Genomic DNA, 12405 nt, shown 5'->3' with positions numbered 1-12405 from the left:
CGGGGTAAAAGAGCGGCTGCTGGTGGGTGAATGGGGCAGGATTTACAGGAGGGCAGGATGAACGGGATTGCTGGCAGAGTTGGCGGGAGTGGTGTGGTGGCGTGAGCAGATGAACAGGATTCACAGAATGGCATGATTCACAGGATTTTTGGCGGGGTGATTTGAGGCCGGGGCTGGACCGGATGTTTTGAACAGGTTGGAAGAGGCCATGATGTGGTATTAAGTGATGTAAAAAGACAGGATGGTGAAGAAATCGCTTGAGATCTGAAATCCGGGCCCAAGGCTGATGGTTACACTATGAACGATGCTGATTTCCATCTGGTGGCGCATTCGCCGCTGGTTCATTTCGAGACGTGCACGAAGGTGCAGAACGCTACGACGAAGAAGCTGGAGACGCCGCGGGCGAATGTGCTGCAGCGACGGATGGCGGAGGCGGTGGAGGTACTGACGGCGCTGGGGATTCCGGCGATACGCGTGATCGTGACGAAGATCCGCCAGTGCGGGGGGACGACCTTCAGCGTGGAGGTGATTTATCACCTATGCCAGCAGCGGAACACGGATGCGCTGATTTTGGCGAACATCAGTGCGAACAGCCAGGGCATCCTGGAGCGGATACGGACTTTCAGCGAGAACGACCGCTTCCCGTGGCACAATGCGCTGGTGCCGCGTGAGCGGCGGATGAAGTGGGCGAACGGGAGCACGGCGACGATCACGAGCGCGGAGTCGATGAACCCGGGGATCTCGAAGCCGCGGCAGGCGGTGCTGTTTAGCGAGAGCGCGAAGTATCCGCGCGGCGGGGTGAAGGATGACCGGAAGATCATGGCGTCGATCCTGCCATCGCTGAATGATGCGGGGCTGGCGATCGCGGAGAGCACGCCGGACGGGGCGAGCGGCTGGCACTATGAGACGTGGCAGGGGGCGCTGTCTTTGGATGATTACCTCAAGGCGTGGCGTGCGGGGGATGCGGCGCCGGGGAACGGGTGGGTGAAGGTGTTTGCGGCGTGGTTTGAGTTTGCAGAGAATGCGAAGCCGGTGACGGAGGCGATGCGGGCGAAGATCGATGCGACGATGACTCCGCGTGAGGCGAACGGGCGTCGGCGCTATGGGTGGACGCATGAGCAGATGGCGTGGCGGCGGGCGATCATGGAGTCTGAGTGCTCGGGCTCGGAGGACACGTTTGATGAGTTCTATCCGGAGGATGAGGTGAGCTGCTTTCTTTCTTCAGGCAGGCCGCGCTTTAACGTGGCGGCGCTGCGGCGGCTGGAACTGGCGTCGCAGCTGCATGAGCCGGAGGTGGGCTCTCTGGTGGCGGTGGGAGACGGGGTGGAGTTTCAGCTGGATGCGAGCGGCTTTGGCAGCTTTCACATCTGGGAAAAGCCGCAGCCGGGGTGCAGCTACATCGTGTGGTGTGACCCGATGACGGGGGAGGACCAGGCGGCGAGCGGTGACCCGGACCGGCACTCGATCGGTGTGCTTCGCACGGAGTACCAGGAGGCGGGCGGGGCGTGCTACAAGGATGCGGTGGTGGCGCGTGTGCGGCCGCCGTTTACGGGGACGACGCTGCTGACGGCGGACTACATCGCGCTGCTGTCCGAGTACTACGGCGGAGCGCTGGTGGTGCTGGAGGTGAACATGGGGTTGCATGTGCTGGAGCGGCTCAAGGATGCGGGGGTGCCGCTGTACAAGCGGCAGGTGGTGGACCCGTATGACCGCGAAAAGCAGAACTTCATGCTGGGGTGGAAGCTGAAGGATCGGGACCAGCGCAGGGATGTGATCGACAGTTTGGCGCTGGCGTTTCACAACGAGACGCTGGATGTGTTCTGCCCGCACATTTTGGCGGAGTGCAAGAACTTCATGTGGAGCAAGAACGGGCGCGAGGAGGCGCGCAGCGGCTGCCACGATGATGATGTGATGGGCCTGGCGATGGCCTGCCGCTGCAAGGGGAGCGCGACGCTGTACAAGCCGGCGACGCGAAGGAGGCGGAGGCCGGTGGATTATAAGAGGGTGCGGTGAGCGGAAGCCCGCGCCCCTGTGGCGCTGGGCGTGCGGGGACACTGTGGGTGCAACTTGACCAAAGCGCCTGACGCGGGGCATCGGGCGATGGTGTGTTTGTCACGCGCTGGTGAACGGGCGGGCTGTCGCCACACCCATTCTACTTCTGGGCGGCGATGGCTCGTGGTGGCTGGGAGATGAGGGGGCGCTGGCCGACAGGCAGGAGTGCCTGTCGTACTTCATGCAGGGAGTTTTGACTTTTTGCGTGGGCGCTGCGTCCAAGAAAGTGCTGCTGGTGCCTGCTGTGGTGGCGGGTGGTTGGCGGCGGTTGTTTATGAATGCTGTGCTGCCTCCTGTTTCTGGCTCTCACTCAAGTGCCGCGAGGGCTGCGGCTGTGACTGAGGTGATGGAGCACTTTCTGCCGGAGGAGGAGATGGAGGGGCTGCTGCGGGAATTTGAGAAGCACTGTGAGAAGCTGGACCGGCGGCTGACGGAAGAGGAGGAGCTACGAAATTTCGGGCACTTCTTCTGGATGATGAAGCAGGCGCTGATGAGCGTGGGATCATTCAGCGAGGGCGGCGCGGATGATGAGGCGGACTTCACCTCGTGGCCGCGAATGGACCCGTCGCGAATCATGCGGGTGGCGGCGCGGGTGCCCATCACGCTGAAGATGGCGCGGGTGGTGCTGGCGGCGTGCGTGGTGCTGGGGTCTGAGCACGCGGTGGTCTTTGATGGCGCGGAGGGGCGCTGCGTGGTGTTTAGCAACGGGGACTGGTGCCGGGAGGAGTAGGGAAGGGAGAAGCTAACGGTGGTGGACCGTGGCTGGAGCCGGTGCCTCGGTGGCGAAGAAGCATTCCGTGCGCAGCGTGCATGGACTCATGGGGCAGATACGTCCTTTGCCTGTGAGCTGCCGATGAGTAGCGCGGTGCAGAGGCGCTACTTGGCTGGCGTGTTTGCGGCGGGAGCAGGCTGCGCCGTGACGGTTGCGGAAGCTGGTGGTGAAGGTGGCTGTGCGCTTGCGGAAGGAGCGCTCTTTGACTGGGAGCTTGTGTCAGGGTAGTCCCAGGTGCGGGTGAAGTAGGGGAGGTGGCTGATGTCGCTGCGGATGTGGACGGACTGCACGGCGTCTCCCTTGGGGGTTTTGGCGAAGCGGATGAGAATGGTCCAGGTGCCGGTGCGGTGGTTTTTATACCATGTCTCGGTGGTGACGGGATCGCCGGCCTTGATGGATTCGATGTGGGCGCCGCTGCCGGAAAGGAGGGTGTTTGCCTCGGCCTGGGAAAGGGTGCCGGTCTCGTGGAGGCGATCCCACGCGGCGGGCGGCGAAGGATAGAGGGCGGTCTTGACCGTGGCGACCATGAGGCCGATGAGGATGAGAATGAGCACCGCCATGGTTCTGGGGGAAGTCGCAGGCAGTGAGTCGGGGTCGGCTAATTTCATGGGGATCAAAGGGGGCGGGGGAGTATTGAACTGCGGCGCGGTTTGTCGAGGAGCGGATGGCGTGAAAAGTGGATAGGCGCGGGGCTTATCGCGGCGGAGTGAGGGGCCGTGCAGGGCTGGGAGTGATGGTTTGAGGGATTTCGTGAGTTAAATCCATCCGCCGGCCTGGGGCGTGCATTTGGAAAGCGGGTGCAACGGGATGAAAAAATACCGAAAGATACCAGAAAAAAATATCAAAGTACTTGAACTCTGAAATCCGGACCCAAGGGTGTTTCATGGCATTTCAAAACATGCTGTCTGACGACGACGCACGAACCCAGGAAGAAGATCACCCGCGACGGCAGCACCTCGCGGGTGTCTGCGATGGGAGCGGCGACGAGGCGTTGAGAGAGGACGGGAGAGCAAACATTTAATTAACACTGAGAGGACACTGAATCATGGCCACACCTTCACCCTATAATTATAGCAAGAATACAAACAGTGCATCGGATCTCGATCCGACGAAGAAGAAACCCGCAGGGGCGGGCGCCTCGACCACGACGCCCGCGAGCCCTGCAGACACGCGGACGCCCAATGGTTCCACGATCGGGCAGAGTCCCATGAACCCGAGCATGAACCTGAGCGCCGGGCAGAGCAACACGCCAAGCCAGACGCTGAACTATGCGACAAGGCCGGGCATTGGGAAGACGAACTTCGACGAGGTGAACAAACCCACGCCGGAGACGTTTGGCCAAAACAATCTGGCGAACAGGGCGGCGAGGCCGGTGGGGCGCTCGATGTCGGATCCGCAGAGGCAGGCGGAGATGGCGCGGCGGAATGCTGTGGCGAACGGTGACGTGAGCGGAGCGGCGAGGATGACGATGGGCCAGCAGCCACAGCAGGTGGCGGGAGGGGGAGGGCTGACGCCCAATGGTTCGACGATCAGGCAGAGTCCCATGAATCCGAGCATGAACCTGAGCGCCGGGCAGAGCAACACGCCAAGCCAGACGCTGAACTATGCGACGAGGCCGGGCATTGGGATGACGAACTTCGACACGGTGAACAAACCCACGCCGGAGACGTTTGGCCAAAACAGCCTGGCGAACAGGGCGGCGAGGCCGGTGGGACGCTCGATGTCGGATCCGCAGAGGCAGGCGGATATGGCGCGGCGCAATGCGGTGGCGAACGGGGGCATGAGTGGTGCGGGGGAGGATGATAAGACACCGCCAGGCCGCGCGAAAGGAGGGCCGGTGCGTGCTGGAAAGCCTTACCTTGTGGGTGAGGAAGGGCCGGAGATCATTGTGCCCAAGCAGAGCGGCACGGTGGTGCCAAATCATGCCATCTCCATGGCGGAGCTGATGGAGATGAAGCGCGCCGGAAAGAACATCGTGCTGCCGAAGGGCGCGGTGGGAGCGAAGTTTTTTGAGACGCGTCCGGCTCCGCAGAAGAGGGCCTGCCGGGGCAGGAGGTGATCTGGTTTATGAGGATGATTAAGGGGGGGGATCTGTCAAGAATTTGCACACTGACCCCATTTTGGGGGCGGCGGTGGCGCAGGGGTTTGAACAGGAACCTGGGTGACACTGCCTGCTCCGTCTTTTGAGGGGCTTCACCGGCAGGCCGGCAAGCAGGCTGAGGTCGAAGAATGATCCATACCCCGCGAAAGCGGTGTCGCCGATGCAGGCTTGCGCCGTGCATCTCTGCCACCGCAGTCCACGACGCTGGCGCGTGGTTGCAAGGGCTGGTGCTCTCGCGAGCGCGAAGCGTCTTGGAACCGGAGCGCAGCGGAGGTAGACAGCCGCAGGCTGCCCGAAGGGTGAGCGCAGCGAGCCGAACGAAGTGAGTCAGACGACTGCAAGGAGCCCGCAGGGTGAGCGAAGCGAATCAATCAATGCGTGCGGCCCTTCTTCGCTAAAGCTTCGCAGGACAGGCAAGCCTGGGCGTGGCGCCGCTTTCGCAGGCTGGACGGTGCGCTGAGGCAGGAGATCGTGATTCACCCCGCGAAAGCGGTAGCTGCGATGCAGGCTTGCGCCTTGCATCTTCGCGACCGCAGTCCAAAAGGCTGGGGCGCTGATTGGGGGGGCAGCTTTCAAGACAATGAAGAGCTGCTTTTCATGCCAGGCCTGAGGGCTTGCTTATTTGTCTGCGGCGATGGCGGCGCGGTAGTTGGCGTGGGCGCGGAAGTATTCGGACTGGGCTTCGACTTCGAGGACTTTGGCGTCGAAGCTGGCCTGCTCGCGGATCTGGAGGGCGAGGAGGTCGGTGGCGCCTTGCTTGAGGCGCTCGGCTTCGGCGGTGGCGAGCTGCTGGGCGAGATCGACGTTGCGGCGGGTCTGAAGGAGGACTTCGTGGGCGGCGAGGAGGGCGCTGTGGGAGTCGCGCACGTCGGCGGTGATGCGCTGGCGGGCGAAGAGCATCTCTTGATTGAGGCGCTCGATCTGGGCGTCGGCGACTTCGACGCGTCCTTTGGCTTCGCGGCGCTGAAGGGGCATCTTGAACTCGACCTTGGCTTCGATCTCGGTGCGCTCCAGCGCGGAGGGGAGTCTGCCTCCTGAGCTTTGAGCGGCCTGCACGCCGACTTCGAGGCTGGGGAGGAGATTGTTTTTGGCGAGGCGGCGCTCGATGCCGGTTTTCTCCAGGGTGAGCTCGATGCGGCGCATCTCGGGGCGGAAGATGAGGGCCTTGGCGATGTCCACGGTGAGCTGGGATTCCGCAGGGTGGCTGTGCGTGGGGAAGGCGGAGGGGAGGCGGGTGCGCGGGGCGAGGATGGGCTCTGCGCTGCGGAGATCGCGGTAGAAGAGGGAGAGCTCTATCGTGGCGGCCTGCAGGCGGCGGCGGGCCTGGACGACGGCGATCTCACGGCTGACGACGAGGCGCTGATTGTCCACCTGGACGATGGGGGCTGAGGCACCGTTTTTCACCTGCTGGGCGATGGCGGAGTCGCGCTCTTTGGCGACGCGGAGGAGCTCTTCGGTGAGGGTGAGGCGCTGGCCGGCGGAGAGCCAGCCATAGTAGGAGATGGTAGCGGCGCGAATGAAGTCCAGGTACTGCCGGAAGATGATGGGGTCGGCGAGTTCCTGATCTATCTGCGCCTGCCAGAGGGTGGCGCGGCGGCGGTCGATGGTGCCGTCCCGCAGGAGGGGGATGCGGAAGCCGAGGATGCCTTCGCCATCGGTGCTGGTGCGGTCCTTGTTGTAGTTTGGCAGGAAGCCGCTGCTGAGGCGATAGCCGCCGTAGACGCCGCCGCCCCAGTTGGTGAGGGGCTGCTCCAGCATGGTGTAGGCGGTCTGGCCGTCGTAGTAGCCGGCGGGGGCAAAGGTGCCGCCGGCATTGAGGTTGAGGTCAAAGGCGCCCATGGCCTGGCGGACGCGGCCGTTGGCGATGTCCTGCTCGATCATGGCGGCGAGGTAGGGCGGGTACTGGGTCTTGACGCTTTGCAGGACTTCCGGGAGGAGCAGCGGGCGGGATTTCTCCTTCTCTTTCTCCTCCGGCGCGGCTTCGAGTCCGGCAAAGGGAAGCATGAGGGCCACCATGGCGGCACGGCAGCGCCTGATGGCCTGCGGCGTGAGCTTGAGGGTGTTTCCGGCGGCGGGGATGAGGGCTGGCATCGTCTGGGTCTTGGTCGGGTTCAGTGTGGTAGGAAATATCACTTCTTGGTGGGGTCGAGCTTGCCGTCGGCGTTGGAGTTCACGGCGGGGAAGCCGTTGATCTGGCGCCACAGCTCAAACCAGAGCGGCACTTCATCAAGGAGGAACCACGCATTCGCGCGGGTGCCCTGGCGCAGCCAGCGCTCGCGGTCGGGCCAGCCGACGGTGACGGGGCCTTTGCCATCGCCACGGTCCACCACGTCATCGGCGGGGCCGATGAGGACGCGGAAGCGGCCCTGGCCATCATCGCTGGCATCCACAAAGACGACCTCGCCGCCAAAGGTGCCAATGGCGAGCTGCGGCCAGCCGATGGCCTGCACGGCGGGCCAGCCCTCAAAGGCGAGGCGCACGGGGCTGCCGGGAGTGACGACGCCGTTTTCTTCCTTCCGCGCGTGGATGAGCGGCATGTCGTTGCCGTCCACCCAGATTTCCACGTTGCGGCTGTCGCTCTCGGGAATGATGACGCAGATGAGGGAGCCGGGGCGGAGGTAGGTGCCGTCTGTGACGGCGACCTGGAGGACGACGCCATCGCGCGGGGCCTCGACGATCTGGCGGAGGTTCTGATTGATCTGCACGTCGATGACGGAGAGATCGCGCTCTGCGGTGGCCACTTCGCCGAGGGCGCTGCCTTTGGAGGCGTGGATGGAGGCGATGAGGGCATCCATGTCATTGCCGGTGCGCTTGAGGGCGGCTTCGGCGGACTTGAGATCGGCGGCGGTGGCATCGCGCTGGAGGGTGGCGAGCTCCATGTTGCGCTGGGATTCGAGCTGCTTGCTGAAGAGCTCCTGCGTGCGCTTGTGATTGAGCAGAGCCGTTTCGGCGGCGATTTTGGCACCTGCCACGCGCTGCTCCGCGCCATCGATGGCCTGGGCTTTGGCGAGCTCCTGCTGGGTGATCTGCGCGGTGAGGGACTCGACGCGGCCCTGGGCAAAGTCGCGGCGGCTTTCGATGGCTTCGCGCTGGGCGCGGAGGTTGTTGATGAGGTTGGGGTCGTTGTCCTGGATCTCGATGATGAGCTCGCCTTTCTTCACGCGCTGGCCTTCGGTGATGTGGAGATTGCGCACGCGGCCGGAGACCTGGGCCTCCACATTCACACGGCGGTCCAGCGGATTGAATGCGATGACGCGGCCGGTGCCGGCGACGAACTGTCGCCACGGCAGAAACAGCAGCGCGATGGCGAGCACGGCGAAGCTGGTGAGCAGCAGGCGGCTGAAGACGCGCGTGAAGCGCGCTGGGCTGGCGAGGCTGAGCGCGGGCAGCGGCGGCGCTGCTGAGAAGAGGGGGGCGGTGGAGGTCGGCGTCATGGGCGGGTGCGGGGCGCTGGGATCGAGGACGAGTAGGAGGACGAGGACGAGGACGAGGACGAGGACGAGAAGATCATGCGGCGGTGGCGGAAGATTTCGGGGTGGTGCCATCGCTCAGGCGGCAGGGGGCGAGCTCGATGAGGTGATCACAGCGGCTGCTGACCTGGGAATCACGTGTGGTGACGATGACGGTCCAGGGCTGGGATTTGCCGAGGATGGCATCGGAGAGCTGGGTAAAGGAGGCGTCGTCCATGTTGTCGAGCAATTCGTCGATGAGCAGGAGGCGGGGGCGCTGGGCGAGGGCGCGGGCGAGGAGGAGGCGCATGCGCTGATTTCCGGAGAGGGGTGCGCCGCCGATCTTGAGGTGGAGATTCAGGCCTTCGGGGCGTGCGAGGAGTTCATCCAGCAGGCCGACTTGTTTCAGTGCGGCGCGGATTTCATCCATGCCGATGTCGCTGCGGCCGAGGCGGAGATTTTCCACGACGGTGGCGTCCATGATCTCGTCCCGGCGGAGGAGCTGGGTGCTTTCGCGCAGGGCTTCGAGGTCCCAGCTGCGGAGGTCCACACCGTCGATGGTGACGAAGCCGGCGGAGGGCTGGCGGAGGCCGAAGAGGATGTCGAGCAAGGAGCTGGCACCGGCGCCATGGGGGCCCACGATGGCGGCGCTGGCGCCTGCGGGGATGGTGAAGCTGCGCCCGCTGAAGAGCGGCAGGGTGGGGATGTGGGCAAAGGAGATCTGGCTGGCGACGACCTCGGCACCGAGGCCGTGTGTGGCGGGCTTTTCACCGCCTTCGCGCTCGGTTTCGAGATCGAAGACGTGGCCGAGCTTGTCCATGGCGGCCATGGCGTCATACCAGGCTTCGAGTTTTTTGCCGAGCTTGGCGAGGGAGGCGACGATGCCGCTCATGATGATCTCACTGGCGACGAGCTGGCCGAGGGTGATCTGCTGGCTGATGACGAGGTAGCCGCCGACGATGAGCAGGGCGGCGGAGGCGACGACCTGCAGCGTGAGCAGCGCGGCGACCTGGCGCATGAGCACGCGGAAGTGCCTGCCGCGCGCCATGACGTAGCCGGTGCTGAGTTCATTGGCGCGCTCATGCGCCATGCGGCTGCCGCCGGGGCCTTTGAAGAGGAAGGGGAAATGCGCGACTTCTTCAAACCAGTTCACGAGGTCGTACTTCATGCGTGATTCCTCGATGCTGGTGTCCACCGCGCCGCGGCCGAGAAGCCAGAGGCTGAGGATGATGAGGAGCAGCAGGATGGCGGCGAAGATGAGCAGCAGCGGATGGTAAACGGAGAGCAGCAGCATGCCGATGAGGCCGCCAAAGACGAGGTTCACGCCATCGAGCAGCAGCAGGGCGGTGGACTTCTGCGCGGTGACGACATCGAGGAAGCGGTTCACCATTTCCGGGGCGTGCACTTCATCATGCACCTGCGCCTTCACTCGTGGCAGGCGGTAGGCCAGGTCTGATGCGGCGCGCACAAAGATGCGGCGCTGAATCATGTCTGACACATAAAACTGGAAGCCGGTGACGACGGCCTGCAAACCGAGGCAGCCAAAGAGCGCGAGGGAGACGATGACGAGGGCCTGGAGGTAGGGGCGTGCCTGGCCGCCGAAGGCGAGATTGCTCACGATGGCATCCACCGCCATGGGCACGGCGAGGTAGAGCAGCGCGGAGATGACGGAGAACATGAGCAGCGTGCGGACTTCCTGCTTCTCTGCGAGCAGCATGCCGATGAAGCGCCGCGCGGGGCTGAGGCCTGCGTGGTCATGATGCGCGGCGTGTCCGTGCCCGTGCGGCGTTGCAGCGCTGAGTTCCTGCGTGGCGCGGTCCAGATGGACGATACCAGCCTCCACCACGGTGTGCACGCTTTCCACACCCACGAGATTTGCGAGCGCCTGCCGCGTGACGGTGAGGCGATGGGTGGGATGCTCCCCGTCTGCGAGGCGGAGGCTGAACCATCCGGCGTAGGTGATGACGAGCCAGCGGCTTTCGGCGCTGCTCCAGATCACCACGGGGGAGTCCGCATGGGCCTGCCACACGGCCTCGCTGAGGGGCAGGCGCACAGGGGAGACCTGCATGCCTGCACCGGCGGCGGCGGCGCTGAGCTGCGCGAGGGGATCGCTTTGCGCCTGCGTGGCGTGATGGATGGCTAAACGGGCACGCTCCGGTGTGATCTCACTGCCGAGGATGGCGGAGAGCTGCAGCAGAGTCGTGGGAGAAAGGATGGGCGGGGGAGTGGATGGCGGTGTCAAAATTGAAGGAAATTTCGCGTCTTATACGTGTTGCTAGCACAGGTGGACTCACCTGTTTGACTGCAAAAAATAGCGATGAATGTAATCAGGCGGAGATGATGGCGCTGTGGCTTAGGGGGATGGGGTGTGGAGGTGTGTTTTTACGCAGCGACGGTGGCTGCATGCAGGGCACTGGGAATGCGGGGACGCTGGCTGCGGATGAGGGATGGCGGCAGGGTGGATGCGGAGCGGCGCTTGTGCTTGCGGGGTGCTGCGGACTCGGAGGTCCGCGCGCCTGGAGCGCTGGGCTGGTGAGGGTGATTTACCGGGCGAAGGCGGTGTCGACGATGCAGGCTTGCGCCGTGCATCTTTGCCACCGCAGTCCAAGACGCTGGCGCGTGGCTTGAGGGCTGGTGCTTTCGCTGGCGCGAAGCGTCTTGGAGTGCGTGCGGCAAGCCTGGGCGCGACGCCGCCTTCGCAGGCTGGACGGTGCGCTGAGGCCGGAGGAAGTTGTTCACCTCGCGAAAGCGGTGTCGACGATGCAGGCTTGCGCCTTGCATCTTTGCCACCGCAGTCCAAGACGCTGGCGCGTGGCTTTATGGCTGGTGCTTTCGCGGGCGCGAAGCGTCTTGGAGTGCGTGCGGCAAGCCTGGGCGCGACGCCGCCTTCGCAGGCTGGACGGTGCGCTGAGGCCGGAGGTAGTTATTCACCTCGCGAAAGCGGTGTCGACGATGCAGGCTTGCGCCTTGCATCTTTGCCACCGCAGTCCAAGACGCTGGCGCGTGGCATGAGTGGGCGGGTGCTTTACGAGCTGCGATGTGTGTTTTTAACGGAGCTGTGCACATCGCAGCACAAGGCCCAGCGTTGAATCACTCGATAAACTCGAGCGTCCCGTCGGTGAGGCGGTAGAAGGCGCCGACGATTTTGATCTCTTTTTTGTCCTCCATCTCCTTGAGGATGGGGCTCAGGGTGCGGATCTGGGAGACGGCGTGGCGGACGTTGTTGCGGGCCACGTGGCGCATGTAGAGGGGGTTTGAGGAGACCTGCTCGCCGGGGAAGTTGTTGCTCAGGGCCACGGCGGGTTTGATCTTGGCGAGGAGGGTGGTGAGGTTGCCGAGCTGTACGTCGTCGATGGCACCCTTGATGGCACCGCAGTGCTGGTGGCCCATGACGAGGATCATCTTGGCTCCGGCGACTTTGCAGGCGAACTCCATGCTGCCGAGGATGTCTTCATTCACCAGATTTCCCGCGACGCGGGCCACGAAGACATCGCCGATGCCCTGATCGAAAACGTCCTCCACAGGGACGCGGCTGTCCAGGCAGCTGAGCACGACGGCCTTGGGATACTGGCCGACGGCGGATTTGCGGACCTGCGCGGGGTGATCGCGGCGGGTGACCTGGCCGCTGCGGAAGCGCCTGTTGCCGTCTTTGAAGTGCTGCAGCACCTCATCCGGGGTCAGGCGGGCCTGCTCCTCGGCGGTGGTGACGTGGCTGTCCGCGATGTCTTCCTCCGGAATGTCGCTCGCGTAGGCGGCGATGGAGGGCTCGGAGGCGATGAGATCGCTCTGGATGCGCTGGAGGAGTATTTCGGCACGGGCGGCGTCCAGGGTGACTTCGATCTGCACTTTGACGCTGTCTGCGGGATCGGCGTCATGGGAGTCGATGCCGCGCACGGGGACGGTCATGTGGCCCTCGGCGCCGATCTCTTCGAGCAGTGCGTCCACGTGCTCCTCCACGGCGGGGTCGCAGATGATGGAGACGCGTTTCATGTGGGGCTGATTCATGAGAAAAGGTGCTGGAGGGGGTGAGG

The 12405-nt window shown here is 64.1% G+C and carries 8 protein-coding genes; 3 read left to right on the top strand and 5 right to left on the bottom strand.

Features of this window, described 5'->3' with window-relative positions; genetic code table 11:
* Window positions 1-297 precede the first annotated feature (297 nt).
* Both AC24GY_RS25835 and AC24GY_RS25830 read left to right on the top strand, forming a co-directional pair.
* Window positions 298-2013, top strand: coding sequence for a hypothetical protein (locus AC24GY_RS25835; protein ID WP_487688950.1), 1716 nt, complete (start codon window positions 298-300; stop codon window positions 2011-2013).
* A gap of 244 nt (window positions 2014-2257) precedes the next feature.
* Window positions 2258-2782 carry a hypothetical protein gene (locus tag AC24GY_RS25830; protein WP_487688946.1) on the top strand — a complete coding sequence of 175 codons (525 nt, stop codon included), beginning with the start codon at window positions 2258-2260 and terminating at the stop codon, window positions 2780-2782.
* A 146-nt stretch (window positions 2783-2928) separates the two neighbouring features.
* Here AC24GY_RS25830 and AC24GY_RS25825 read toward each other — a convergent pair whose 3' ends face one another.
* A complete protein-coding gene (locus AC24GY_RS25825; RefSeq protein WP_487688942.1) occupies window positions 2929-3432 on the bottom strand; it encodes a hypothetical protein in 504 nt (167 codons plus the stop codon).
* Between the two features lie 437 nt (window positions 3433-3869).
* Here AC24GY_RS25825 and AC24GY_RS25820 point away from each other — a divergent pair, with 437 nt between their 5' ends.
* A complete protein-coding gene (locus AC24GY_RS25820; protein WP_487688939.1) occupies window positions 3870-4883 on the top strand; it encodes a hypothetical protein in 1014 nt (337 codons plus the stop codon).
* A 660-nt stretch (window positions 4884-5543) separates the two neighbouring features.
* On the opposite strand, the gene AC24GY_RS25815 is transcribed toward AC24GY_RS25820, so the two are convergent.
* The 4 genes from AC24GY_RS25815 to AC24GY_RS25800 all read right to left on the bottom strand — a co-directional run bounded on the left by AC24GY_RS25815 (window position 5544) and on the right by AC24GY_RS25800 (window position 12364).
* The gene (locus tag AC24GY_RS25815) at window positions 5544-7058 is read right to left on the bottom strand and encodes a TolC family protein (RefSeq protein WP_487688936.1); all 1515 of its coding nucleotides are present in this window, start codon (window positions 7056-7058) and stop codon (window positions 5544-5546) included.
* A complete protein-coding gene (locus tag AC24GY_RS25810; protein ID WP_487688933.1) occupies window positions 7055-8470 on the bottom strand; it encodes an HlyD family secretion protein in 1416 nt (471 codons plus the stop codon). The genes AC24GY_RS25815 and AC24GY_RS25810 overlap by 4 nt, the downstream gene beginning before the upstream one ends.
* Window positions 8433-10616 (bottom strand): peptidase domain-containing ABC transporter, encoded by a 2184-nt coding sequence (locus tag AC24GY_RS25805; RefSeq protein ID WP_487688930.1) that lies wholly within the window; start codon window positions 10614-10616, stop codon window positions 8433-8435. Before AC24GY_RS25805 ends, AC24GY_RS25810 begins: the two co-directional genes overlap by 38 nt.
* Window positions 10617-11464: 848 nt before the next feature.
* Complete coding sequence (locus AC24GY_RS25800) at window positions 11465-12364, bottom strand: carbonic anhydrase family protein (protein WP_422319203.1); 900 nt, start codon at window positions 12362-12364, stop codon at window positions 11465-11467.
* Window positions 12365-12405: the final 41 nt, after the last annotated feature.

The sequence above is a fragment of the Prosthecobacter sp. Pr1 genome (assembly GCF_057652315.1).
This window is presented reverse-complemented; position numbering and strand designations above follow the sequence as displayed.

Excerpts from the sequence above, each read along its gene's own strand:
- AC24GY_RS25835 (WP_487688950.1), top strand. The coding sequence starts at position 298 with ATGAACGATGCTGATTTCCATCTGGTGGCGCATTCGCCGCTGGTTCAT.
- AC24GY_RS25825 (WP_487688942.1), bottom strand. The coding sequence starts at position 3,432 with ATGAAATTAGCCGACCCCGACTCACTGCCTGCGACTTCCCCCAGAACC.
- AC24GY_RS25820 (WP_487688939.1), top strand. The coding sequence starts at position 3,870 with ATGGCCACACCTTCACCCTATAATTATAGCAAGAATACAAACAGTGCA.
- AC24GY_RS25810 (WP_487688933.1), bottom strand. The coding sequence starts at position 8,470 with ATGGCACCACCCCGAAATCTTCCGCCACCGCCGCATGATCTTCTCGTC.
- AC24GY_RS25800 (WP_422319203.1), bottom strand. The coding sequence starts at position 12,364 with ATGAAACGCGTCTCCATCATCTGCGACCCCGCCGTGGAGGAGCACGTG.